Here is a 21,572-nt window from a genome sequence, read left to right on the forward strand (position 1 = left end):
CTAATCCGTCTTCTCCGCCTCGGAGAAGGTCATCGCATCCATGTTCCAGTAGCCGCGCAGGTTGGTGATCAGGCCGGCGTCATCGACCCGGTAGGTGAACACCCCGCGCACGGTCGCCACGAATCCGTTCGGGAACGTGGTCTCCAACACCAGGATGTAGGCGATCTCGTTCGGGCTGCTGGACGGGAATCGTTCCTCGCAGGTCACCCGCAGCGTGTTCGGCCCGATGTTGGTGTCGTAGAAGGCGGCCAGGGCTTCCTTGCCGCGCACACCCGTCCCGTCCGGGTTCGTGACGGCCTGTCCGATCGGGTCCTCGACGACGACGTCGTCGGACATCAGCGCCAGCCAGCCCTCGCGGTCGCCGGTCTGCACGCAGCGCCACGAGTTCTGCGACGCCGCGACCACCGGCGTCAGTTCGGCCGTCTCTGTCATGGGACTCCTTCGGTCCGACCCCCGCCGAAATTGCATTCCAGCAGAGCGCTACTCGAACTTTCCCTGCTGGAACGCAATTTCGCGGGAGTATTCCGGATTTACCGGTCGGCGTCGGTGTAGCGGATGACGCCGCGGATGTTTCGGCCTTCCAGCATGTCCTGGTAGCCGTCGTTGATCTGTTCCAGCTTGTACTGCCGGGTGACCATGTCGTCGAGGTTGAGCCGGCCGGCCTTGTACATCGACAGCAGCTGCGGGATGTCGTGGTGCGGATTGCCGCCGCCGAAGATGGTGCCCTGCAGGTTCTTCTGCAGCAGGGTCAGCATCGACAGGTTCAACGTCACGTCGGACTTGGCCATGTTGGCGACCGCGGTCACCACGCACGTGCCGCCCTTGGCGGTGATGTTGAGGTAGTTGTCGATCTCTTCGCCGTGCAGTTCACCGGTGGTGATGATGGTCTTGGCAGCCATCCGGCCCTGGGTGATCTCGGCGACGCCTGCCATCGCGCTGAAGATGTCGGGGTAGGCGTGGGTCGCGCCGAACTTCAGTGCCTGGTCACGCTTCCACTCGACCGGATCGATCGCGAAGATGTTGCGGGCGCCCGCGTTCAGGGCGCCCTGCAGCGCGCCCATCCCCACGCCGCCGATACCGGAGATGACGACGTCGTCGCCCGGTCGGACGTCGGCGCTGCGCACTGCGGAGCCGTAGCCGGTGGTGACACCGCATCCGACGAGGCAGGCGACCTCGAACGGGATGGACGGGTCGATCTTCACGACCGAACTCTTGTGCACGACCATGTACGGGCTGAACGTGCCCAGCAGCGTCATCGGGATGACGGGCTGGCCGTTCTTGGTGGCGTGGATGCGGTGGGTGTTGTCGGAGACCGCGGTGCCCTGCAGCAGCATCGCTCCGAGGTCGCAGAGGTTACGCATGCCGGCCTGACACGACGGGCACGCGCCGCACGACGGGATGAACGACAGCACGACGTGATCGCCGGGCTCCAGGCCCTCGACGCCGGGGCCGACCTCGGTCACGATGCCCGCGCCCTCGTGGCCGCCCAGCACCGGGAAGCCTGCCATCGGGATGTCGCCGGTGACCAGATGGTGGTCCGAGTGGCACATGCCCGAAGCTTCCATCTGGATCTTGACCTCGTCCTTGACGGGGTCGCCGATCTCGATCTCCTCGATCGACCACGGCTGGTTGAACTCCCAGATGAGAGCACCTTTTGTCTTCACTGCGAACCTCCACTCGCAAAACCCGACCCCGGCGTTCTCCAGGGCGGCCGGCCACGCCGGATGGTCAATCTAGGCACAAATTGGAACGTGTTCCTGTTCTGCGGTCCATTATGACCTCCATCACCTGCGAGGTGTCATCGGGGCCACATCTTGACACCTGTCGAGTTTCTACCAGATCGGGACCGGAGCCTGCCCCAGGGGGTAGTAACCGGGCAGCCGCTCGCCCGAAAGGGACCGCTCGATGCGCTTCTGCATCGCCGGGGTGAGATCCCCGGACTCGATCAGCTTCGCGTAGCCCTTGGCGACATGCCCGAAGTCGAAGAAGTCGCGCTGCCACTCGATCAGCAACTGGTCGTTGAGCCGGAACCAGCTGCCGCCGATGCCGTAGATCTCGGCGGTGCCGCCGTCGCTCTTGTTGGCGATCTGCTTCCAGAAGCCGACGATCTCGTTCTGCTTCTCGTCGATCAGGGTGCGCTGGTACTCGTAGTACCAGTTCTCCAGGCCCTCCATCTCCAGGCCGAGCGCGATGTCGCGGATCTCCTGCTTACCGACGCACATCACGTCCTCTTTGGGGCCGATGTTCCAGCCGTAGGTCGCATCGTCGGTGTAGAAGTCGGCCAGGTTCGTCCAGTCGCCTGCCGCCTCGGAGTCCTTATTGGCCTGCAGCCAGCGCTCGACCCAGTCTTCCAGTGCCTCGCGTTTGGAGGATGACGCCATGATTACTCCTTCTCGATAAGGGTCAGTGCTCGGGTTGGACACATCTCGACGGCCATCTCGACGGCGTCGCGTAATTCATCGGGCGGTTCGTGGTCGAGGATCTCGACGACGCCGCGTTTGGGCACCCGGAAGACATCCGGGGCCTCCAGCTCGCACATCGCGTGGCCCTGGCACAGGTCCTCGTCCAGTTCGATTCGGTAGCAGCCCACGGCTCAAGCCTTTGTGCGCTTGCGGTAGCGCACCTTCGCCGGCCGCGCCAGCTGCACCACCATCTTCGAGTGGTCGTTGCGGTAGCTGTCGGCGGGCTGGGCCATCTCGAACTCGTACTCGCGCAACAGCACCGAGAAGATCGCCTTGATCTGCATCTGCGCGAACGCGGCCCCGACGCATCGGTGCTTGCCCGCACCGAACGGGATCCACGTCCACCGGTTGATCAGATCTTCCTGCCGCGGCTTGTTGTAACGGTCGGGGTCGAAGACATCCGGGTTCGGGAAGTCCTCGGGGATCCGGTTCGAGATGGCCGGCGACGCGGCGACCATCTGGCCCTTGTGGATCGGATGGCCCGCGACCTCGAACTCGTCCTGGGCCACGCGCATCAGGATGATCAGCGGCGGATGCAGCCGCAGCGTCTCCTTCAGTGCGTTGTCGAGATTCGGGATCTGACGCAGTGCGTGGAAACTGACTTCCTGGCCGTCGGAGTACAGGTCGTCGAGTTCCTGCTGGACCTTCGCGTAGAACTCGGGGTTGCGCAGCAACTCGATCAGCGTCCACGACGACGTGCCCGAGCTGGTGTGGTGCCCGGCGAACATCAGCGAGATGAACATGCCGGTGACCTCGTTGGCCGAGAACCGCGGATTGCCGTCCTCATCCTTGATCGACACCAGCACGTCGAGCAGGTCGCGATCGCTCTTGTCCTTGGGCGGGTTGGCGATCCGGCCGTGCATGACCTCCTGGACCAGCTCGACCAGGCTGGCGCGGGCCTCGTCGCGGATCCGGAAGCTCTCGATCGGAAGATACGGGTCGACGTAGCAGAGCGGATCCGTGCCGCGCTCGAGCAGGTGGTAGTAGTTCGCGAACCGCGAGTCGAGCTGGTTGCGGAACTTGAGCCCGATCAGGCACGCGGTCGAGGTGTAGATGGTCAGCTCGGCGAAGAAGTCGAGCAGTTCGATCTCGCCCTCGTCACCCCAGTCGGCGATCATCCGCTTGACCTCGTTCTCGATCGTCGCGGCGTGACCCTTCATCTGTTCCCCGCGCAGCGCGGTGTTGTGCAGCATCTCCGCACGCCGTTCGGGGTCGGCGTCGAACACCACACCCTCACCGAAGATCGGCGTCATGAACGGGTAGGCCTCGGCCTGGTTGAGCTCGCTGTCGGTGGAGCGGAAGAAGAACTCGTTGGCGTCGGCGCCCGAGAGCATCACCACCTGCTTGCCGGCCAGCTGGAACCAGCCGACGTCACCGCACTCGTCACGGACCCGCTGCATCAGGCCGATCGGATCCGTGCGGAACTCCTCCAGATGGCCGTGTTCCTCGTCTTCGCCGCCGGACACCCGGGGCACGATCGCTGTCGTCATGACGGCATTCCCTCCTCACCGAGAGCAAGTTTCTGGCGGTCCTTGACGTCGGCCAGCGGGGCCTCGGGCTGCAACTCCATGGTCGCGATGTAGTGGCCCCGCGGCGTCTCGGCCACGAACGTGATGGCCCGGGCCAGGTCGTCGGCACGCATGAAGTAGTCGTGCCGGGCCTGACCCCACTTGGCCCAATCCTCCAGGGCGGGACCGATCTTCTCGGCGGGCAGGCTCCAGCCCATCGAGGTGCGGGTCGGGCCGGGGTGCACGATCGAGGCCCGCACACCGGTGCCTTCGAGTTCCATCTGCAGGTTGGTGACCATCGCGACCAGCCCGGCCTTGGCGGCGCCGTAGGCGCCCATGTGCGGCCGTTGCCGCAGTGCCACATCGGATCCGACGAAGATCAGATCGCCGCGGCGGCGTTCTATCATGCCGGGCAGCACCGCGGTGGCCAGCCGGTTGGCGCCGACCAGATGGATTTGCAGCTGATCGGTGAACTCGTCGGTGCTCATCTCGTGCAGCTTGCCGAAGTTGGTGTCACCCGCGCCGGCGACCAACACCTCGATCTCACCGAGCTCGGCGGTGGTCTGCTCGACGGCGCCCTTCACCGAGTCCGGGTCGGTGACATCGAGCGCCACGGCGATCGCCTCACCGCCGTCGGCGCGGATCCTGCCGACGATCTCCTCGAGCTTCTCGACCCGGCGGGCACCGAGTGCGACCGGGAAGCCGTTGCGGGCCAGCCGGATCGCGGTCGCCTCGCCGATTCCGGAGGACGCTCCCGCGACCAGTGCGGGGCGACGGTCGGGTAGCGGGTCAAAACGGGGCATGCACAGAGGCCTTTCAGCGGACCTTGACGGACATCGGGAGGTGAGCGAACCCGCGGACATTGCTGGAGTGGACGCGGACAGCGTTGGCCTCGTCCACTTCGTATCCGCGGATTCGCTTGAACAACTCGGCCAGCGCCACCCGGGCCTCCATGCGCGCCAGATGCGCGCCGAGGCAGAAGTGGGCGCCGCTGCCGAAACTCAACAGTTTCGAACCGATCTCACGGCCGATGACGAAATCGTCGGGATTGTCGAAGACCCGCTCGTCGCGATGCGCCGAGCCGGGCAGCAGCAGCAGCACATCGCCGTCAGGGATCAGAGTGTCGTAGAGCTCGAGCTCACCGACGACCGTGCGGGCCAGGATCTGGCTGGACGTGTCGAAGCGCAGCGTCTCCTCCACCCACAACGGAATCCGCTCCAGATCGTCGTAGACCGGTCCGAGCTGATCGGGATTGCGGTGCCCCCAGAACGCGGCATTGGCAAGCAGTTTGGTGGTGGTCTCGTTGCCCGCGATGACCATCAGGAACATGAAGCCGATGATCTCGTCGTCGGTGAGCCGGTCCCCGTCGATCTCGGCCTCCAGCAGCGCCGTGGTCAGGTCGTCGGTCGCCTGCTTGCGGCGCTGCCCGACCATCTCCTGGTAGTAGACGATCAGGTTCAGCGACGCCTCGATCGCCGAGTCGGGCACGTCGGTGACACCCTCCTCGCGGTGCATCACCGCATCGGCCCACGCGCGCACCTGCGTGCGGTCGGCCTTCGGCACCCCCATCAGTTCCGAGATCACGTCCATCGGAAGCTTGCCGGCGAATTCGTCGACGTAGTCCACGGATCCGGTCTCGCGCGCGATCTCCAGCATGGAGTCGAGGTGCTCGACGGCGATCTCGGTGACGCGTGGTTCCAGCTCGCGAATGCGGCGCGGGGTGAAGCCCTTCGAGACCAGGGTGCGCAGCCGCAGATGGTCCGGGTCGTCCATGGCAAGGAACGACATCGTCTTCGACGCGTGCGGACCCCGCGACGCCGGATCGAGGGAGACGCCGAACTTGTTGGACAGCGTGGTGCTGTTGCGGAAACCCTTGTGCACGTCGATATGCCGTGACAGCGCCCAGAACCCGAGTTCGGCGTTGTGGTACAGGGGCGCCTCGTCGCGCAGTCGCTGGTAGTACGGGTACGGATCCTCGTGGAAGTCGTAGTTGTACGGGTCCAGCGTCACGTCGCTGATCGTCATTTGTCGTCTCCCACGATGAGCCCGACCACATAACTCAACCGGTCGGCGATCTGGTGATAGGTGAAGGCGCCGCTGCCTGCGTTGACCAGCGCGCCGAAGAACGTCATCTCGAGTGCGGCGAGGGTACGCGGGTCGGGATCGGGCCCGACGGCGGCGCGGATGCGGCGGTGGATCTCGGCGCCGATGCGCTCACGGACCGAGCGCACCGCCGCGTCGTTACCCGACAGCAGTGCCGTGGTGCACGCGGCGGCGACCTCGGGTTCGTCGGCGACCATCAGCGCCATGCTGCGCAGGGTCTTCTCGACCCGGGACACCGTGCTGTCGTTGACGTCGGTGAAGTAGTCGACCTGCTTGATCAGGTTCAGGTAGATCTCGGCGATCAGGTGGTTCTTCGACGAGAAGTACGTGTAGGCGGTTGCGGGGGCCACCTTGGCGCGGGCGGCGACCGCACGCACGGTCAGGTCGGCGTACGAGGATTCGCGCAGCATCTCCAGCCCGGCGGCGAGCACCTTGCGGAAGGTCTCCTCCTGCCGACGGTTTCGTGGCGGGTGCCCCGACTCGGGTGTGAGCGCGGCAACAGCATCGCTGGACACATGTCCAAGTTATCCGACGGTATACGCCGAGGGCAAGCTAGGAGTGAAAAGCCCAGCTAGACAGAGCTGATCGGCGGGTGTGGCGGCATGTTCTTGCCTGCCGTGACCGTCTGAGGTTATGGTTCCGGAGAACTCTGTCGGACAGTTGTCCAGAATGAAACAGGAGGTCGGATGGCAATCCTGACCGATCGCGAGAGCAAGCTGCTCATCGACGGCAAGCTCGTCGACGGGAGCGCAGGCACGTTCACCACCAGCAATCCGGCGACCGAGGAGGCCCTCGGCGTCGCCGCCGACGCGAGCGCCGAGGACATGAGCGCGGCGATCGGGGCGGCGCGGCGGGCCTTCGACGACACCGGCTGGTCGACCGACACCGAGCTGCGGGTGCGGTGCATCCGCCAGCTGCAGACCGCGATGCGCGACCATGTCGAAGAGCTGCGGGACCTGACCATCGCCGAGGTCGGCGCGCCCCGGATGCTGACCGCGGCCGCCCAGCTCGAAGGTCCCATCGAAGACCTGACGTTCTGCGCGGACACCGCCGAGTCCTACCAGTGGAGCACCGATCTCGGCGTCGCGTCCCCGATGGGTATCAAGACCGCGCGCCGGATCGCCCGCGAGGCGGTCGGTGTCGTCGGCGCCATCACGCCGTGGAACTTCCCGCACCAGATCAACCTGGCCAAGATCGGTCCTGCACTGGCGGCGGGCAACACGCTGGTACTCAAGCCGGCACCCGACACACCGTGGGCGGCCGCGGTGCTGGGCGAACTGATTTCCGAGCACACCGATTTCCCCGCCGGGGTGGTCAACATCGTCACGTCCAGCGACCATGGCGTCGGCGCGCTGCTGTCGAAAGACCCACGGGTGGACATGGTTTCGTTCACCGGGTCCACCAACACCGGCAGGGCCGTGATGTCCGACGGCTCGGCGACACTGAAGAAGGTCTTCCTCGAGCTGGGCGGCAAGTCGGCGTTCCTGGTCCTCGACGACGCCGACCTGGCCGGTGCCTGCGCGATGGCGGGGTTCACCGCATCGATGCACGCGGGGCAGGGCTGCGCGATCACCACCCGGCTGGTGGTCCCCAGGAATCGTTACGACGAGGCGGTCGAGGCCGCCGCGGCGACGATGGGCGGCCTCAAACCAGGAGATCCCACCGATCCGGGCACGATCTGCGGCCCGGTGATCTCGGCCCGTCAGCGCGACCGGATCCAGGGTTATCTGGACTCGGCGATCGCCGAGGGCGGCCGATTCGCCTGCGGCGGCGGCCGTCCCGCGGGCCGCGACACGGGGTTCTTCATCGAGCCGACGGTGATCGCCGGTCTGGACAACAACGCGAAGGTCGCCCGCGAGGAGATCTTCGGCCCGGTGCTGACCGTGATCGCGCACGACGGCGACGACGACGCGGTCCGGATCGCCAACGATTCGCCCTACGGCCTGTCCGGCACGGTCTTCTCGCCGGATCTCGACCGCGCCAACGCGGTCGCGGCGAGACTGCGGGTCGGCACCGTCAACGTCAACGGCGGTGTCTGGTACTCGGCGGACATGCCGTTCGGCGGCTACAAGCAATCCGGCATCGGCCGGGAGATGGGCCTCGCCGGTTTCGAGGAGTACCTCGAGATCAAAGCGATCGCCACGGCTGTCTGAGAAGGAGACACAGTGGGTCTGTACGGAGATCAGTTCAAGGAGAAGGTGGCCATCGTCACCGGTGCCGGCGGCGGCATCGGGCAGGCGTACGCCGAGGCGCTGGCGCGGGAGGGCGCCGCCGTCGTGGTCGCCGACATCAACACCGAGGGTGCCCAGAAGGTCGCCGACGGGATCAAGGGGGAGGGCGGCAACGCCCTCGCGGTGCGGGTCGACGTGTCCGATCCGGACTCCGCCAAAGAGATGGCCGCTCAGGCGCTCTCGGAGTTCGGTGGGATCGACTACCTGGTCAACAACGCCGCGATCTTCGGCGGGATGAAGCTCGACTTCCTGATCACCGTCGACTGGGACTACTACAAGAAATTCATGAGTGTGAACCTCGACGGTGCGCTGGTGTGCACGCGCGCGGTCTACCGCAAGATGGCCAAGCGCGGTGGTGGCGCGATCGTCAACCAGTCGTCCACCGCGGCATGGCTGTACTCCAACTTCTACGGGCTGGCCAAGGTCGGGATCAACGGCCTGACCCAGCAGCTGGCGACCGAGCTGGGCGGACAGAACATCCGGGTCAACGCGATCGCACCAGGGCCCATCGACACCGAGGCCAACCGGACCACCACCCCGCAGGAGATGGTGGCCGACATCGTCAAGGGAATCCCGTTGTCGCGCATGGGTCAGCCCGATGATCTGGTCGGCATGCTGCTGTTCCTGCTGTCGGATCAGGCCAAATGGGTGACCGGCCAGATCTTCAACGTCGACGGCGGGCAGATCATAAGGTGACCCATCCGAAACTCGGCTATATCGGCCTGGGTAACCAGGGGGCGCCGATGGCCAAGCGCCTCGTCGACTGGCCCGGCGGGCTGGTCGTGTTCGACGTGCGCACCGATGCGATGACACCGCTCGCCGAACTCGGGGCCTCGCTGGCCGACACCGTCGCCGATGTCGCGGCCGCCGACGTGATCAGCGTGACCGTGCTCACCGACGCGCAGGTGCGCGATGTCGTCACCGAGCTCGGTGCCCACGCCAGGGAGGGCACCGTCATCGCGATCCACTCCACCATCGAGCCCGGGACTGCCGCAGAGCTCGCGCAGCAGCTGCGGCCCAAGGGAATACACGTCGTGGATGCGCCGGTCAGCGGCGGTGCGGGCGCCGCCGACAAGGGCGAGCTCGCCGTGATGGTCGGTGCCGACGACGCGGCCTACGACATCGTCAAACCGGTGTTCAAGAAGTGGGCGTCGATGGTGGTACGGGCGGGCGAACCCGGCGCGGGAACGCGGATGAAGATCGCCAGGAACATGCTGACGTTCATCGGGTTCGCCGCCGCATGCGAGGCACAGCGACTGGCCGAAGCGGCGGGGATCGACCTTCAGAAGCTGGGTCGGGTGGTGCGCCACTCCGATGCCCAGAGCGGTGGGCCCGGTGCCATCATGTTTCGAGACGACACCGCCCAGCTGGCACCCGACCACTTCCTGCACGACATGTTCGTCCACACCCGCGGGCTGGCCGAAAAGGACCTGAAGCTGGCGCTCGGCCTCGGCGAGGCCACCGGCGTGGAACTGCCGCTGGCCGAGATCGCGCTGCGGGATCTGGCCGCCGGTCTCGGCGTGCCCCATACCAGTCCGAGCACGAAGGAGTAAGAGATGGACGAGCTGCGGCGCAAGGGCCTCGAGAAGATGAACGAGGTCTATGGCTGGGAGATGCCCAATATCGAGGGCGACCCATATTTCGACCTGACCGTCGACCATCTCTTCGGCACCATCTGGTCGCGGCCCGGCCTGTCGATGCGCGACAAGCGCATCATGACGCTCACGGCCGTCGCCGCGGTGGGCAACTCCGACCTGGCCGAGATCCAGGCGAACGCGGCGCTGGCCAACGGCGAGCTCACCGGCGCGGAGCTCAAGGAGATGGCGGTCTTTTTGACCCATTACCTGGGCTTCCCGCTGGGCTCCAAGCTCGACGGCGCGGTGAGCAAGGTGATCAAGAAGCGCCAGAAGGCCGCCGAACGCGGTGAGGACGAGGACCGCAAGGCCAACGTGAACGCCGCCGTGCAGATGCATTCGGGCAGCAAAGTCCATGACGAGTAGGTACGCCGCGCTGACGCGCGACGAGCTCGCTGCCCTGGTCCCCGAGCTGCTGCTGATCGGCCAGTTGATCGACCGCTCCGGAATGGCTTGGTGCATCAGCAGTTTCGGCCGTGAAGAGATGCTGCAGATCGCGATCGAGGAATGGGCGGGCGCCAGCCCGCTCTACACCAAGCGGATGCAGAAGGCGCTCAACTACGAGGGCGTCGACATCATCACGATCTTCAAGGGGCTGCAGCTCGACATCGGCGCGCCACCGCAGTTCATGGACTTCCGTTACACCGTGCACGACCGCTGGCATGGCGAGTTCCACCTCGACCACTGCGGCGCGCTGCTCGACGTCGAGCCGATGGGCGAGGATTACGTCCGCGGTATGTGCCACGACATCGAGGACCCGACGTTCGACGCGACCGCGCTGGCGACCAACCGTAGGTGCCAGGTGCGACCCGTGCACCGTCCGCCGCGCACACCCGCCGACCGCCACCCGCACTGCCGGTGGACGGTGATCATCGACGAGTCATACCCCGAGGTGGATTTCATCCCGCAGCTCGACATCGTCGGGGCCAGCCGGGCCCATCACACCGAGCTCGATCCGATCGACCCGGCCGACGAAGGCCAGGCCGACTATTCGGGGCCGTTGGTGTCCGACGTGGACTTCGGTGCGTTCTCGCACTCGGCACTCGTGCGGATCGCCGACGAGGTGTGTCTGCAGATGCACCTGCTCGTATTGTCGTTCAACCTGGCGGTCCAGGCGCGGGCGAACGGCGATGCGGCATTGGAGGAGTCGATCCGCTACAAGTCCCTCATCGGTATCGCGGGGGTGGCCGCCGAGCGGATCCGCAACGCACTCAAGATCCCCGCGGACGCCGCCGGGGCGTTGCGGGTGCTGGAACTGCACCCGCTGCTCAACCCCGCGGCTTATGTGTCGGTCGACGTGGACCGCGACCATCTTCGCGTGCGCAGATCACCGGCCCACGACGACGGCGCCTGGATCTCGTTGGTGTCCCCGATGGCCGACTCTCCCGTGCAGGCCATCGTGCAGGGCGTCGACCCGCACCTGCGCGCCGAACTCGACGGCACCGAATCGGACTGGACGGTGCGGGTCATCCGCACGGACACCCCGGCGAAGGAATTCTCCGAAGTGCAGGTGTGCAAGGTGTCCGGCGGCGCTTCATGGGTGTTCGAGGACCGGAAGTCGCTACCGCTCACCGTGGTCTAGTGCATCGCCGATTGGTGCGCGGAGGGGCGGGCCGCCGTGTTTAGGCTGGACCGATGGTGGCGACGGCGAGACTGATGGCGGTGATCGTGCTGTCGGCGGTGGCGGCAACCGCGTGCGGGGAGCCTGACGCGTCGACGGCGCAATCCGGGCTCGACCTGTCCCGGCTTTCCGAGGTCGCCGCCGAGATCCCCGAGGCCGACTACATCGTCCAGACCGGCCGGCTGACCCGCTATCCGGAGAAGAACACCGAGATCGCCGAGGACTTCGTTCTTTTCGGGACACCCGCCGAGGCGGACCCGCAGGAGTGCGTGCTGCAGTTGAAGCCGGTGAAGGTCCAGCCCGGGGCGAGTGGCATGCGGGTCTCCGGTGATCCCGTGCGCGGCGAAGGCGGGATCCGGATCGTTGCGTACACCGACACGGTGCAGACCAGCGAGCTGATGAATCCGGCCTGCCAACGATTCCGGTACTCCGCGCCGCAGCTGCACGTGGAGGGGACCGTGCAGCAGTTGACTCCTCCGACGATCGACGACGCCGGCCTGGTGGCGCTGAAGAACCAGGTCGACGAGAATGCGCTGACCGACTACTACTACGGCGCGCTGCTGGAGGACCCTGAGGGTCTGGAAAGCCACGTGTACGTCAGCGTCCAGGCCCGTCTGAACCGAGACGCCGAGTACGAGCCGCTGGTGCCGGACCTTCTCGTCAAAGCCGTTGCGGCCGTGCGGGGCCGCTAGCGCGGACGGCCCAGCGCCGGGTCCGGCATGACGATCCCGGCATGGGGCCAGAGCTCGACGGTGCCCGCGGGGATCAACGCGTTCGGATCGACCCCGGTTCGGATCTCCGACAGGTCGACCGGCGCCTCGGGAATCGAGGGCCGGTACGCGGGGCTGTTCGGGTCGGGAACCCAGGCGCCCGAACCGGGAATCAGTTCCATGTGATTCGCCGGCCCCAACGGGAGCTTGCCGTATTCGTCCGGAATCGCAGGAATGTAGACGATGTCGTCAAGACCCAGTGGGGCACGGGGCGGTTTGGGCCGGTATCCGGGTGCGTTCGGGTCCGGCACCCAGACCCCGGATCCCGCAACCAGTTCCATCTCCCACGGCCTGCCCAGTTCGCCCGGGGCTCGATACACGATGTCGGCCAGATCCAGCGTGGTCTCCGCAACGGCACCGTCGGTTTCGGCATCGTCACCGACTCCGAGGGCCTCGACCCCGTCGTCCGTGCCGGCAACTTTCGTCGGCTCGCCGACCCCGGCAACTGTCGTCGGCTCGCCGAGCCCGGCGTACTCGGCCCCGAGCCCGCGGATCCGCTCGGCGATCACCGCCAGCTCGCTGTTCGACGTCGTGACGATCTCGGCGATCGCTCCGGAGCCCTTGCCGACGATGGGTACCAACATCTGCTCCCCGACAGCACCTTTCGGCACCGACGCCGCGGCGTCGGTCACCCATTGCCGGATCGCGTCGAGCCGCTCGCGTCCGTAGGCGACCACAGCGGCCGAGCGGTCTACCTCGGCGCCGACGCGCCGGTCGAGGTCCGCCAGCCTGCCCAGGATGCGGGCGTGCCGGGCGTTCCTGGCGTCGTAGGCTTCGGCTGCGGTGCCGCTCCAGTCGGCGCCCGGACCCGCCGACCGGGCGTCGGTCTCCAGCGCACGCAATGTCGGGCTGTCGTCGAATCCGCCGCCCGGCTGAGGGATTCCGGCACCGAAGGTCGCGCGGGCCCGTGACCATGTCGTCAAGAAGCCGGCCAGCACGCTCATTTCTCGAGTCTAGGACGCGCGCCGCGGGCCCTTGGGCACCAATTTCAGTGCGGGAGTATCGCGTTGCCGACCCATCGCCGCAGATAGCCGCGCAGCTCGTCGCCGTGGCGCGGTGGGCGTCCTGGGTCGAGGACGAACGACTGGATGATGCGCAGCAGGTGCTCGGAGAGCTGGCCCAGTTCGTCTTCGTCGAAACCGGCCTGCGCCCAGTCGACGTCCAGCCGCCCGACCATGTCGCGAGCAAAACGCAACGCGATGTCCGAGGTCACCGACTGCACATGCGTCGAGCGGCCCGGCACCATGATCAGGCCGATGTACTTCTCCCGGGGCAGCCATTCCAGCGCGGTCGCCACCGCCTCTGCGACAGCCTCGCGGGGGTCGGTGACACCGGCCATATGCGCGGTCAGGCGTTCGAGGAAGCCGTCGACGGCGTGCACCGCCCCCGCCACGAGCAGGGCTTCCGTGGACGGGAAGTACCGATACACCGTCTGGCGGGTCACGCCGACGGTGCGCGCGACGTCGGAGATGCTGAAGTCGGCGCCGCGATCCTCGATCACCTTGCCCGCCGCGGCCAGGATCCGGGCGACGGCCTCCTCGTCGGAGGCCGGTTTGGCTCCTGACCATCCGTGGGTGCGCACGAACGAACTCTAGGCCACCTGCCGGACGGGATCCCGCGGTCGGCTATCTGTAGGCGACCTGCAGGTCCTTGACCCCGTTGATCCAGCCCGAGCGCAGCCGTTGCGGCTCGGCGAGCTTCGAGATGTCGGGGATCTGGTCGGCGATCTCGTCGAACATCAACTTGATCTCCATCCGCGCCAGATTCGCGCCGATGCAGAAGTGAGCCCCGTTACCGCCGAAGGCCAAGTGCGGGTTCGGGTTCCGCAAAATGTCAAAGGTGAAGGGGTCGGCGAACACCTCGTCGTCGAAGTTCGCCGAGCTGTAGAACAACCCGACCCGTTGTCCCTTGGCTATCGTGACCCCACCGACCTCGACATCGTCCAGCGCGGTGCGCTGGAAGCAGTGCACCGGGGTGGCCCACCGGATGATCTCGTCGACCGCGGTCTCCGGCCGCTCCCGCTTGTAGAGCTCCCACTGGTCGGGGTTGTCGAAAAACGCGTTCATGCCGTGGGTCATCGCGTTGCGGGTGGTCTCGTTGCCGGCCACCGCGAGCAGGATCACGAAGAACGCGAACTCGACCTCGCCGAGGGAGTCGCCGTCGAGATCGGCCTGGATCAGCCGGGTGACGATGTCGTCGGCCGGGCAGCGGCGCCGCTCCTCGGCCATCGTGTACGCGTAACCCATCAGCTCGGCGTTGGCCATCGTCGGGTCGGAGTCGAAGTCCGGGTCGTCGGTGTTCATGATCGCGTTGGACCAGCCGAACAGCTTCTCGCGGTCGCCCTCGGGGACGCCGATCAGATCGGCGATCGCCTGCAGGGGCAGCATCGTCGCGACGTCGTCGACGAAGTTGCCACGGTCCTTCTCGGCGGCGCGGCGGACGATCTCGCGGGCGGCGTCGGCGAGCTTGGCCTCCATGCCGGCGACGGCACGCGGGGTGAACAGTCGCGAGATGATCTTGCGTAACCGGGTGTGTTCGGGGGCGTCGTGGTTGATCAGCAGTGCCTTGGTCAGGTCGAGCTGTTCGGCGGTGACCCCGTCGGGCAGCCGCATCACCGCGCCCTTGGCATTGGTGGACCACGCCGACCCGTTGCGGGAGATCGCCTTGATGTCCTCGTGGCGGGAGATCACCCAGTAGCCGCCGTCGTCGAAGATCGACTCCTCCTGCGCGTTCCACCACACCGGAGCGGTCTTGCGCAGCTCGGCGAACTCGGTGACCGGAATGCCTCTGAGCAGCACATCCGGATCGGTGAAGTCGTATCCCCGGGGGAGAAACGGGCAACTCGTCGCCGCGGCATTCTCGACGGTCATCGGCGTTCACTCCTCTGTGAGGTACGGCACTCAGGACCGACCATACACTGACTTCACAATTGTATGGCCGAATCGGATGGATGCCGCCCGGCCCGTTGCCACTAGGGTGGGCATCTGTGCACGTCCTGGTAGTTGGATCCGGAGCCCGTGAACACGCGCTGCTGCTTGCCCTGCGCCGAGACCCGGAGGTCGACGGATTGTCGGTCGCGCCCGGCAACGCCGGCACCGCCTCGATCGCCGATCAGTACGACCTCGACGTCACCTCCGGTGACGCCGTCGTCGCGCTGGCCAAGCGGGTCGGGGCCGATCTGGTGGTGATCGGGCCGGAGGTGCCGCTGGTGCTCGGCGTCGCCGACGCCGTGCGCGCCGCGGGTATCGCGTGCTTCGGCCCGACGAAGGACGCCGCCCGGATCGAGGGGTCCAAGGCGTTCGCCAAGGACGTGATGGCCGCCGCCGGGGTGCGCACCGCGGGAAGCGAGATCGTCGACAATCCCGCCCACCTCGACGCGGCGCTGGACCGCTTCGGTCCGCCGGCCGGCCAGCGGGCGTGGGTTGTCAAAGACGACGGCCTCGCCGCGGGCAAGGGCGTTGTCGTCACGACCGACCGCGACGCCGCCCGCGCACATGCCGCGAGCCTGCTCGACGCCGGTCATCCGGTGCTGCTCGAGTCGTTCCTGGACGGTCCCGAGGTGTCGCTGTTCTGTGTGGTCGACGGTGAGACGGTGGTTCCGCTGTTGCCCGCGCAGGATTTCAAGCGGGTCGGCGACGGGGACACCGGACCCAACACCGGCGGGATGGGGGCCTACACCCCGCTGCCGTGGCTGCCCGCCGAGGTCACCCGCCAGATCGTCGACGAGATCGTCAAACCCGTTGCCGCCGAGATGGTCCGGCGCGGCAGCGCATTCTCCGGCCTGTTGTACGCCGGCCTGGCGATCACCTCCAACGGTCCCGCGGTCGTGGAATTCAACTGCCGTTTCGGCGATCCCGAGACCCAGGCGGTGCTCGCCCTGCTCGACTCGCCGCTCGGTCAACTGCTGCGCGCCGCCGCCACAGAGGAACTGGCCGAACAGCCACCTCTGCAGTGGCGCGACGGATCCGCGGTCGCGGTGGTGGTGGCCGCGGAGAACTATCCCGGCCGGCCCCGGGTCGGTGACGTGATCCACGGCGCGGACGCGCCGGGGGTGCTGCACGCCGGCACCGCGCGCCGCGACGACGGCAGCGTGGTGTCCTCGGGTGGCCGGGTGCTGGCGGTCGTCGGGGTCGGCGCCGATCTGGCCGCGGCGCGGGAATCCGCGTACCACACCATCGCCGGTATCCGCCTGCCGGGCAGCCACTTCCGTCACGACATCGGTCAGGCCGCGGCCGAGGGCCGGATCTCGCTGCCGGGCTAGCGGCCAGAAGGTCAGGCCGTCAGCAGCGGCGCGGCCCAGGTCAGCTCCGGCGTGAGCTGGGAGGACCAGAACGCCGCGTTGTGTCCGCCGGGGGAGAACCCGCCGGCGGGCGGCGTCGGCAACTGCGCGATGAACTGCTGCGTCGCCGCGGCGAACGGGTCGTCGAAACCACAGTCGATGCGCAACGGGATCCCGTCGAGGCCGGTCAGGCCCCACACACTGTTGGCGGCGTAGTCCTCGGCGCTGTCGAACGCGCCCGGGGCCGCGGCGCCCGGCGCGGTCCACAGCGCCGGGCTGACCGCGCAGATCGCCGCGGTGCGGGCGGGACCCAGTCGGGATCCGAGCAGCATCGCACCATAGCCGCCCATCGACCATCCGAGGAACGCGACCCGGGAGGTGTCGAGCCCCTCGTCGGCCAGCAGCGGCAGGAACTCGTCGAGCACCATCGCCCCCGAGTCGTCTCCGGAGGCGCGCCGGTGCCAGTAGCCGTTACCGCCGTCCACCGCGGCGATCGCGAACGGAGGTAGCCCCGCGCTCACCGCGTCGGCGAGAAACCGTTCGACGCCCATCGACATCACCGTGCCGGCCGAGGAGTCCTTGCCGTGCAGCAGGATCACCGGCCGTAGCGGCACGGTCTGGCCCGGCGGGCGGGCGATTGCCCAGTTCACCGTCGTCCCGTTGCGTGCCGCGGACACGAAGGAGCCGGTGGCGTATCCGGCGGGACTCGTGGACGCGCCGGGGGCGGCCGAGGCCGGCGCCGAGTCGACCGCGGCCACGGCGGCCGTGCCCGCCGCGGCGATCAGCCCGGCGCGCAGGCCGAGCGCGAGCATGCCCCGGCGGTTCATCATCGGCATGGGCGACATCTTGCCACCGGCCGCCGTGCCGCCGCGCCGATCGGCCGGCCGGCCGGGGCCCTGGGATTCGCCGAAACCCCGGTGCCGACGGCCCCGCGGCTGGCAGCATGCTACGAGTGACGGCAGCGGTCACTCCCAAGGGAGAACGTCGGCGGTATGCGCTGGTCAGTGCAGCCGCGGACCTTCTCTGCGAAGGGGGCTTCGACGCGGTGCGGCACCGCGCCGTCGCGCGCCGCGCCGGGCTGCCGCTGGCCTCGACGACGTACTACTTCTCTTCGCTGGAAGATCTCATCGCATGCGCGGTCGAGCACGTCGGGCTGCGCGAGAGCGCACAGTTGCGCGACCGCGTCACCGCGCTGTCCCGGCGCCGCCGGGGCGCGGAGGCGACCGCGGACATCCTCGTCGACCTCCTCATCGGCGACAATCCCGAACGCGTCATCGAACAGGTGATCTCGCGCTACGAACGGTATATCGCCTGCGCGCGCCAACCCGGGCTACGCGAAATCCAGCGCCGGATCCTGCGCCAGCGCAGCGACGCGGTCGTGGAGGTCGTCGAACGTTCCGGCCGGTCCGTGCGCACCGAACTGGTCACCGCACTGGTCTGTGCCGTCGACGGCGCGGTGGTCGCGGCGCTCGTCGGCGACGGGGACGGCCCCCGCGCGACGGCACGGGCGACGCTCATCGACGTGATCGATGTGCTGGCCCCGTTCAACTAGGGCGTTTGCATTCCGCCGGCTTCGGTTAAACCGTCGGGGTGAAAAACGCCGGGGCGCTGCGCGCTGCCTTCGATACGGGTGCGGTCACCTCACGCATCTCGCCACGGACACGTCACAGGCACGGTTTATCGCGTTGGTACCGCATATCCCGACGCGCTGTTCGATGATGAGTGATCTGCGCGAGTCGGTGAGGAGGGCGTGATGTCAGAACAAACCGCCGGCCCGAAGGGCTCCGAGAAACAACCCGAGCTCAAGCGGGTGATGGGCCCCGGCCTGCTGCTGTTGTTCGTCGTCGGCGACATCCTGGGCACCGGCGTGTACGCGCTCGTCGGCGACGTCGCCGCCGAAGTCGGTGGCGCCGCGTGGCTTCCGTTCCTCATCGCGTTCGCCGTCGCGACGATCACCGCGTTCAGCTACCTGGAGCTGGTGACCAAGTACCCGCAGGCCGCCGGCGCTGCGCTGTACGCGCACAAGGCGTTTGGTATCCATTTCATCACCTTCCTGGTCGCGTTCATCGTGATGTGCTCCGGGATCACCTCGGCGTCAACGGCTTCCAGGGCGTTCGCGGCGAACTTCTTCACCGGAGTCGGAGTGGAGGACGCACCGAAGGCCGGCGTGCTGATCCTGGCGCTGCTGTTCATGGCCGCCCTCGCCGCGATCAACTATCGCGGTGTCGGTGAGAGCGTCAAGCTCAACGTCGTACTGACCATCGTCGAGATCACCGGCCTGATCCTGGTGATCGCCGTGGGTTTGTGGGCGTTCACCGGCGGTGGTGACGTCGACTTCTCCCGCATCGTCGCGTTCGAGACCGCCGAGGACAAGAACACCTTCCTGGCGGTCACCGCGGCCACCTCGCTGGCGTTCTTCGCGATGGTCGGCTTCGAGGATTCGGTGAACATGGCCGAGGAGACCAAGGACCCGGTCAAGACGTTCCCGAAGATCCTGCTCTCGGGTCTGTCGATCGCTGGTGTCGTCTACATCCTGGTGTCGATCGTCGCGGTGGCGCTGGTGCCGATCGGCAAGCTGGAGGAGAGCGACACCCCGCTGGTCGAGGTGGTCCGCGCCGGAGCTCCGGGCCTGCCGATCGACACCATCCTGCCGTTCCTGACGATGTTCGCGGTGTCGAACACCGCGCTGATCAACATGCTGATGGCCAGCCGCCTCATCTACGGCATGGCCCGCCAGCACGTGCTGCCGCCGGTGCTGGGGCTGGTCCACCCGAAGCGGTTGTCGCCGTGGGTGGCGATCATCTTCACCACGGTGATCGCGTTCGGCCTGATCATCTACGTGTCGACCGCCGCGAGCAGCAACGCGATCGCCATCCTCGGCGGAACGACCAGTCTGCTGCTGCTCGCGGTGTTCGCCGTCGTCAACGTCGCGGTGCTGGTGCTGCGCCGCGATGTCCGTGAGGCAGGCGGGCACTTCAAGACCCCGACCGCGCTGCCGGTGATCGGGTTCGTCGTCTCGCTGTATCTCGTGCTGCCGTTCTCGGGCCGGCCCGCCCAGCAGTACATCGTCGCCGGGGGCCTGGTCGTCATCGGGATCGTGCTGTTCTTCCTGACCCAGCAGATCAACAAACAGCTCGGCATCAAGGACGGCCACATCACCGACCCGACCACCCTGGGATCGATGCCCGACTAGGACTCCTGGTGCAGGCGGCCCAACCGCGTCTCCAGCAACTTGACGCGGTGCGAATTGCCCTCCAGGGCAATGTATTCCGGGCCGTAGATGGCCAGCAGGGCGTCGTCGAGGCGACGGACCGCCCCGGCCGGGTAGCGATAGTCCATCGCCGCGTTCACGGCCTCGGTGTCGATGCCGGCCAGCACCGTGTCGACCTCGTCGATCGAGTCGATGCCGAGGTCGAGCAGCAGCCCCGCGATCCACGTGTAGTGGTCGGTGCGTGACCACCCGGCATCCGGGAACCGGTTGCCCAGATAGGTGGCCAACACCGGCGTCGGGATCCGCGGATCGCTGGTGGTTTCGGGGGTGGCCGTTTCGGGCAGCGATGTCCGTAGCCGTTCGCGCACCGCGGAGAACTCGCGGTCGGCGAGCTCGAGCAGACCCGCGGCCAGCGTGAAGCGACGGTCCAGATCGGGCACATGAGCGGCGGGAATCGAACCCTTGTAACGGATCTCGTGTTCGAACTCGGCCCAGGCGTGCTGCAGCACGGTGCGCACCTGGATGGACGCCGGCTGCTGAATGCCCTCGACCCCGACCAGCAGATGCCTGCTGGCGTAGCCCCAGCGGCCCTCGCGAGCGGTCTCCTGACCCATGTCGCGGTCGTCGAGAAGACGCATCTCCTCGGCGAGCAGTTCGGCCACCGTGTCGACGTCCTCCCGCAGGTAGGTGATGACACGCAACCCGATCAGATCGGTGACCTCCACCAGCGGCTCGGTGAACAGCGGCGTCCCGTCGGGGCCGCGGCGTTCGGCCTTGGCGGCGAACGAGTCCACGCTCTTGGTGCGCGCCGCGACGGACAGATAGTTGATGCCGGCGTCGTCGAGTAGTCCGGTCACCAACTCCAGGTACTGGGCGGTGGCCTCCACCAGGGCCGGGCGCCGGGCGGCGTACTCGGCGACCGCCGCCGACGGGCCCGCGGACTCGGGGGCCCGGATCCGCGGCTTCGGCGCCGGCGGCGGGGTCTCGGGTAACCGGTCCGGCGGCAGCGACGGGGTGACGATGTAGCCGGAGGCGTGGTCGCCGTAGATGGTGACGTCCTGCGGCCGGTGATACCAGTACAGCCCGACATAGGCGCAGATCACCGCGTCGACGGGGTCCTCGTCCCGGTCGAGGTGGCTGGGCTTGGTCGCGGCCTCGACCCGCTTGCGCAGTTCCACCCACGACACGCTGCGGTTCACCCGCAACCTCGGCGTCGAATCGTCGAGCCCCTCGATCAGCGTCATCAACTGCAGCAGTGCGCGGTGGCGGCTCTCGAATGGTCCGCGCTTGTACTTCAGCGTCTTGTCCAGACCGAACAGCACGACGGTCGCCGGGTGCGGATACACCTCGATCGCCCGGCGCGGCGAGGCCGAGTTCGGATCCGTGTCCAGCCCGAGGCGTTCGGCGATCCGCGCGGCGCGCGGGTGCTTGAACTCGGGCCGGTCGGTGAAGGCGGGCCGGGCGCCTGCCTCGAACCGCTGGAAATCCCGGTTGAACTGCGCCTCCGCGGGGCGGAAGCCCGTCGGGTTCTTCACGATCAGCGGGGCGTCGATGGCGACCAGGCATTCGGAGTCGGTGTACGGGGCGACGGCGGCGGCGATGCTGTCGTCGTCGGTCGCCGCTCCCACGTGCAACAGACGCCCGTCGGTGTCGATCACGGCCACGCCGGTTTGGTTCTTCTCACCCCACGCAAGGTCGAGCCCGACGAAGTTCATGCGCCTACTGTGCCCGATCGCCCGGCAGGGGGGCTCGT

General features: G+C 67.5%; 22 protein-coding genes. 9 read left to right on the forward strand and 13 right to left on the reverse strand.

Features of this window, described 5'->3' with window-relative positions; genetic code table 11:
* The 8 genes from NTM_RS10875 to NTM_RS10910 form a co-directional block, all read right to left on the reverse strand.
* Complete coding sequence (locus NTM_RS10875; RefSeq protein ID WP_104862439.1) at positions 1–432, reverse strand: nuclear transport factor 2 family protein; 432 nt, start codon at positions 430–432, stop codon at positions 1–3.
* 98 nt (positions 433–530) lie between these two features.
* Positions 531–1,664, reverse strand: a complete 1,134-nt coding sequence (locus tag NTM_RS10880) for an NDMA-dependent alcohol dehydrogenase (protein ID WP_104862438.1) — start codon at positions 1,662–1,664, stop codon at positions 531–533.
* Positions 1,665–1,832: 168 nt separating this feature from the next.
* Complete coding sequence (locus NTM_RS10885; protein WP_104862437.1) at positions 1,833–2,381, reverse strand: nuclear transport factor 2-like protein; 549 nt, start codon at positions 2,379–2,381, stop codon at positions 1,833–1,835.
* A gap of 2 nt (positions 2,382–2,383) precedes the next feature.
* Complete coding sequence (locus tag NTM_RS10890; protein ID WP_104862436.1) at positions 2,384–2,590, reverse strand: ferredoxin; 207 nt, start codon at positions 2,588–2,590, stop codon at positions 2,384–2,386.
* Positions 2,591–2,593: 3 nt separating this feature from the next.
* On the reverse strand, positions 2,594–3,952 hold the full coding sequence (locus tag NTM_RS10895; protein ID WP_104862435.1) for a lanosterol 14-alpha demethylase: 1,359 nt from the start codon (positions 3,950–3,952) through the stop codon (positions 2,594–2,596).
* Positions 3,949–4,773, reverse strand: coding sequence for an SDR family oxidoreductase (locus tag NTM_RS10900; RefSeq protein ID WP_104862434.1), 825 nt, complete (start codon positions 4,771–4,773; stop codon positions 3,949–3,951). Before NTM_RS10900 ends, NTM_RS10895 begins: the two co-directional genes overlap by 4 nt.
* A gap of 13 nt (positions 4,774–4,786) precedes the next feature.
* Complete coding sequence (locus NTM_RS10905; RefSeq protein ID WP_104862433.1) at positions 4,787–5,995, reverse strand: cytochrome P450; 1,209 nt, start codon at positions 5,993–5,995, stop codon at positions 4,787–4,789.
* Positions 5,992–6,588 carry a TetR/AcrR family transcriptional regulator gene (locus tag NTM_RS10910; protein ID WP_104862432.1) on the reverse strand — a complete coding sequence of 199 codons (597 nt, stop codon included), beginning with the start codon at positions 6,586–6,588 and terminating at the stop codon, positions 5,992–5,994. Before NTM_RS10910 ends, NTM_RS10905 begins: the two co-directional genes overlap by 4 nt.
* A gap of 171 nt (positions 6,589–6,759) precedes the next feature.
* Between NTM_RS10910 and NTM_RS10915 the strand changes: the two genes are divergently transcribed.
* From NTM_RS10915 to NTM_RS10940, 6 genes are read left to right on the forward strand one after another with little or no spacing between them, the layout of a single operon-like run.
* Positions 6,760–8,226 carry an aldehyde dehydrogenase gene (locus tag NTM_RS10915; RefSeq protein WP_163766298.1) on the forward strand — a complete coding sequence of 489 codons (1,467 nt, stop codon included), beginning with the start codon at positions 6,760–6,762 and terminating at the stop codon, positions 8,224–8,226.
* Between the two features lie 12 nt (positions 8,227–8,238).
* Positions 8,239–9,000 (forward strand): SDR family oxidoreductase, encoded by a 762-nt coding sequence (locus tag NTM_RS10920; RefSeq protein ID WP_104862430.1) that lies wholly within the window; start codon positions 8,239–8,241, stop codon positions 8,998–9,000.
* Positions 8,997–9,857: an NAD(P)-dependent oxidoreductase gene (locus tag NTM_RS10925; protein WP_104862429.1), complete on the forward strand. Its 861-nt coding sequence runs from the start codon at positions 8,997–8,999 to the stop codon at positions 9,855–9,857. The genes NTM_RS10920 and NTM_RS10925 overlap by 4 nt, the downstream gene beginning before the upstream one ends.
* A gap of 3 nt (positions 9,858–9,860) precedes the next feature.
* A complete protein-coding gene (locus NTM_RS10930) occupies positions 9,861–10,304 on the forward strand; it encodes a carboxymuconolactone decarboxylase family protein (RefSeq protein WP_163766300.1) in 444 nt (147 codons plus the stop codon).
* Positions 10,294–11,520 carry a hypothetical protein gene (locus tag NTM_RS10935; protein WP_163766301.1) on the forward strand — a complete coding sequence of 409 codons (1,227 nt, stop codon included), beginning with the start codon at positions 10,294–10,296 and terminating at the stop codon, positions 11,518–11,520. Before NTM_RS10930 ends, NTM_RS10935 begins: the two co-directional genes overlap by 11 nt.
* Positions 11,521–11,576: 56 nt before the next feature.
* Positions 11,577–12,251, forward strand: coding sequence for a DUF5642 family protein (locus NTM_RS10940; RefSeq protein WP_163766302.1), 675 nt, complete (start codon positions 11,577–11,579; stop codon positions 12,249–12,251).
* Here the strand turns inward: NTM_RS10940 and NTM_RS10945 are convergent.
* From NTM_RS10945 to NTM_RS10955, 3 genes are read right to left on the reverse strand one after another with little or no spacing between them, the layout of a single operon-like run.
* Positions 12,248–13,273 carry an EspA/EspE family type VII secretion system effector gene (locus tag NTM_RS10945; protein WP_163766303.1) on the reverse strand — a complete coding sequence of 342 codons (1,026 nt, stop codon included), beginning with the start codon at positions 13,271–13,273 and terminating at the stop codon, positions 12,248–12,250. The genes NTM_RS10940 and NTM_RS10945 overlap by 4 nt on opposite strands.
* 44 nt (positions 13,274–13,317) lie before the next feature.
* On the reverse strand, positions 13,318–13,911 hold the full coding sequence (locus NTM_RS10950; protein ID WP_104862424.1) for a TetR/AcrR family transcriptional regulator: 594 nt from the start codon (positions 13,909–13,911) through the stop codon (positions 13,318–13,320).
* 43 nt (positions 13,912–13,954) lie between these two features.
* Positions 13,955–15,199, reverse strand: coding sequence for a cytochrome P450 (locus NTM_RS10955; RefSeq protein ID WP_163766304.1), 1,245 nt, complete (start codon positions 15,197–15,199; stop codon positions 13,955–13,957).
* A gap of 116 nt (positions 15,200–15,315) precedes the next feature.
* On the opposite strand from NTM_RS10955, the gene purD reads away from it, so the two are divergent.
* Complete coding sequence (gene purD, locus NTM_RS10960) at positions 15,316–16,590, forward strand: phosphoribosylamine--glycine ligase (RefSeq protein WP_163766305.1); 1,275 nt, start codon at positions 15,316–15,318, stop codon at positions 16,588–16,590.
* A gap of 11 nt (positions 16,591–16,601) precedes the next feature.
* On the opposite strand, the gene NTM_RS10965 is transcribed toward purD, so the two are convergent.
* Positions 16,602–17,453, reverse strand: coding sequence for an alpha/beta hydrolase (locus NTM_RS10965; RefSeq protein ID WP_170311973.1), 852 nt, complete (start codon positions 17,451–17,453; stop codon positions 16,602–16,604).
* A gap of 98 nt (positions 17,454–17,551) precedes the next feature.
* Between NTM_RS10965 and NTM_RS10970 the strand changes: the two genes are divergently transcribed.
* Together NTM_RS10970 and NTM_RS10975 are read left to right on the forward strand one after the other, a co-directional pair.
* Positions 17,552–18,160, forward strand: coding sequence for a TetR/AcrR family transcriptional regulator (locus NTM_RS10970; RefSeq protein WP_104862421.1), 609 nt, complete (start codon positions 17,552–17,554; stop codon positions 18,158–18,160).
* Between the two features lie 201 nt (positions 18,161–18,361).
* The gene (locus NTM_RS10975; protein WP_163766307.1) at positions 18,362–19,801 is read left to right on the forward strand and encodes an APC family permease; all 1,440 of its coding nucleotides are present in this window, start codon (positions 18,362–18,364) and stop codon (positions 19,799–19,801) included.
* Here NTM_RS10975 and relZ read toward each other — a convergent pair.
* On the reverse strand, positions 19,798–21,534 hold the full coding sequence (gene relZ / locus NTM_RS10980) for a bifunctional ribonuclease/(p)ppGpp synthase (protein ID WP_163766308.1): 1,737 nt from the start codon (positions 21,532–21,534) through the stop codon (positions 19,798–19,800). The genes NTM_RS10975 and relZ overlap by 4 nt on opposite strands.
* Positions 21,535–21,572 lie beyond the last annotated feature (38 nt).

Source organism: Mycolicibacterium parafortuitum (genome assembly GCF_010725485.1).
Taxonomy (GTDB): domain Bacteria; phylum Actinomycetota; class Actinomycetes; order Mycobacteriales; family Mycobacteriaceae; genus Mycobacterium.

Coding starts and splice junctions, on each gene's coding strand:
- NTM_RS10875 (WP_104862439.1), bottom strand. CDS start 432: ATGACAGAGACGGCCGAACTGACGCCGGTGGTCGCGGCGTCGCAGAAC.
- NTM_RS10885 (WP_104862437.1), bottom strand. CDS start 2,381: ATGGCGTCATCCTCCAAACGCGAGGCACTGGAAGACTGGGTCGAGCGC.
- NTM_RS10895 (WP_104862435.1), bottom strand. CDS start 3,952: ATGACGACAGCGATCGTGCCCCGGGTGTCCGGCGGCGAAGACGAGGAA.
- NTM_RS10900 (WP_104862434.1), bottom strand. CDS start 4,773: ATGCCCCGTTTTGACCCGCTACCCGACCGTCGCCCCGCACTGGTCGCG.
- NTM_RS10905 (WP_104862433.1), bottom strand. CDS start 5,995: ATGACGATCAGCGACGTGACGCTGGACCCGTACAACTACGACTTCCAC.
- NTM_RS10915 (WP_163766298.1), top strand. CDS start 6,760: ATGGCAATCCTGACCGATCGCGAGAGCAAGCTGCTCATCGACGGCAAG.
- NTM_RS10930 (WP_163766300.1), top strand. CDS start 9,861: ATGGACGAGCTGCGGCGCAAGGGCCTCGAGAAGATGAACGAGGTCTAT.
- NTM_RS10935 (WP_163766301.1), top strand. CDS start 10,294: ATGACGAGTAGGTACGCCGCGCTGACGCGCGACGAGCTCGCTGCCCTG.
- NTM_RS10945 (WP_163766303.1), bottom strand. CDS start 13,273: ATGAGCGTGCTGGCCGGCTTCTTGACGACATGGTCACGGGCCCGCGCG.
- NTM_RS10955 (WP_163766304.1), bottom strand. CDS start 15,199: ATGACCGTCGAGAATGCCGCGGCGACGAGTTGCCCGTTTCTCCCCCGG.
- NTM_RS10965 (WP_170311973.1), bottom strand. CDS start 17,453: ATGTCGCCCATGCCGATGATGAACCGCCGGGGCATGCTCGCGCTCGGC.
- NTM_RS10970 (WP_104862421.1), top strand. CDS start 17,552: ATGCTACGAGTGACGGCAGCGGTCACTCCCAAGGGAGAACGTCGGCGG.
- NTM_RS10975 (WP_163766307.1), top strand. CDS start 18,362: ATGTCAGAACAAACCGCCGGCCCGAAGGGCTCCGAGAAACAACCCGAG.
- relZ (WP_163766308.1), bottom strand. CDS start 21,534: ATGAACTTCGTCGGGCTCGACCTTGCGTGGGGTGAGAAGAACCAAACC.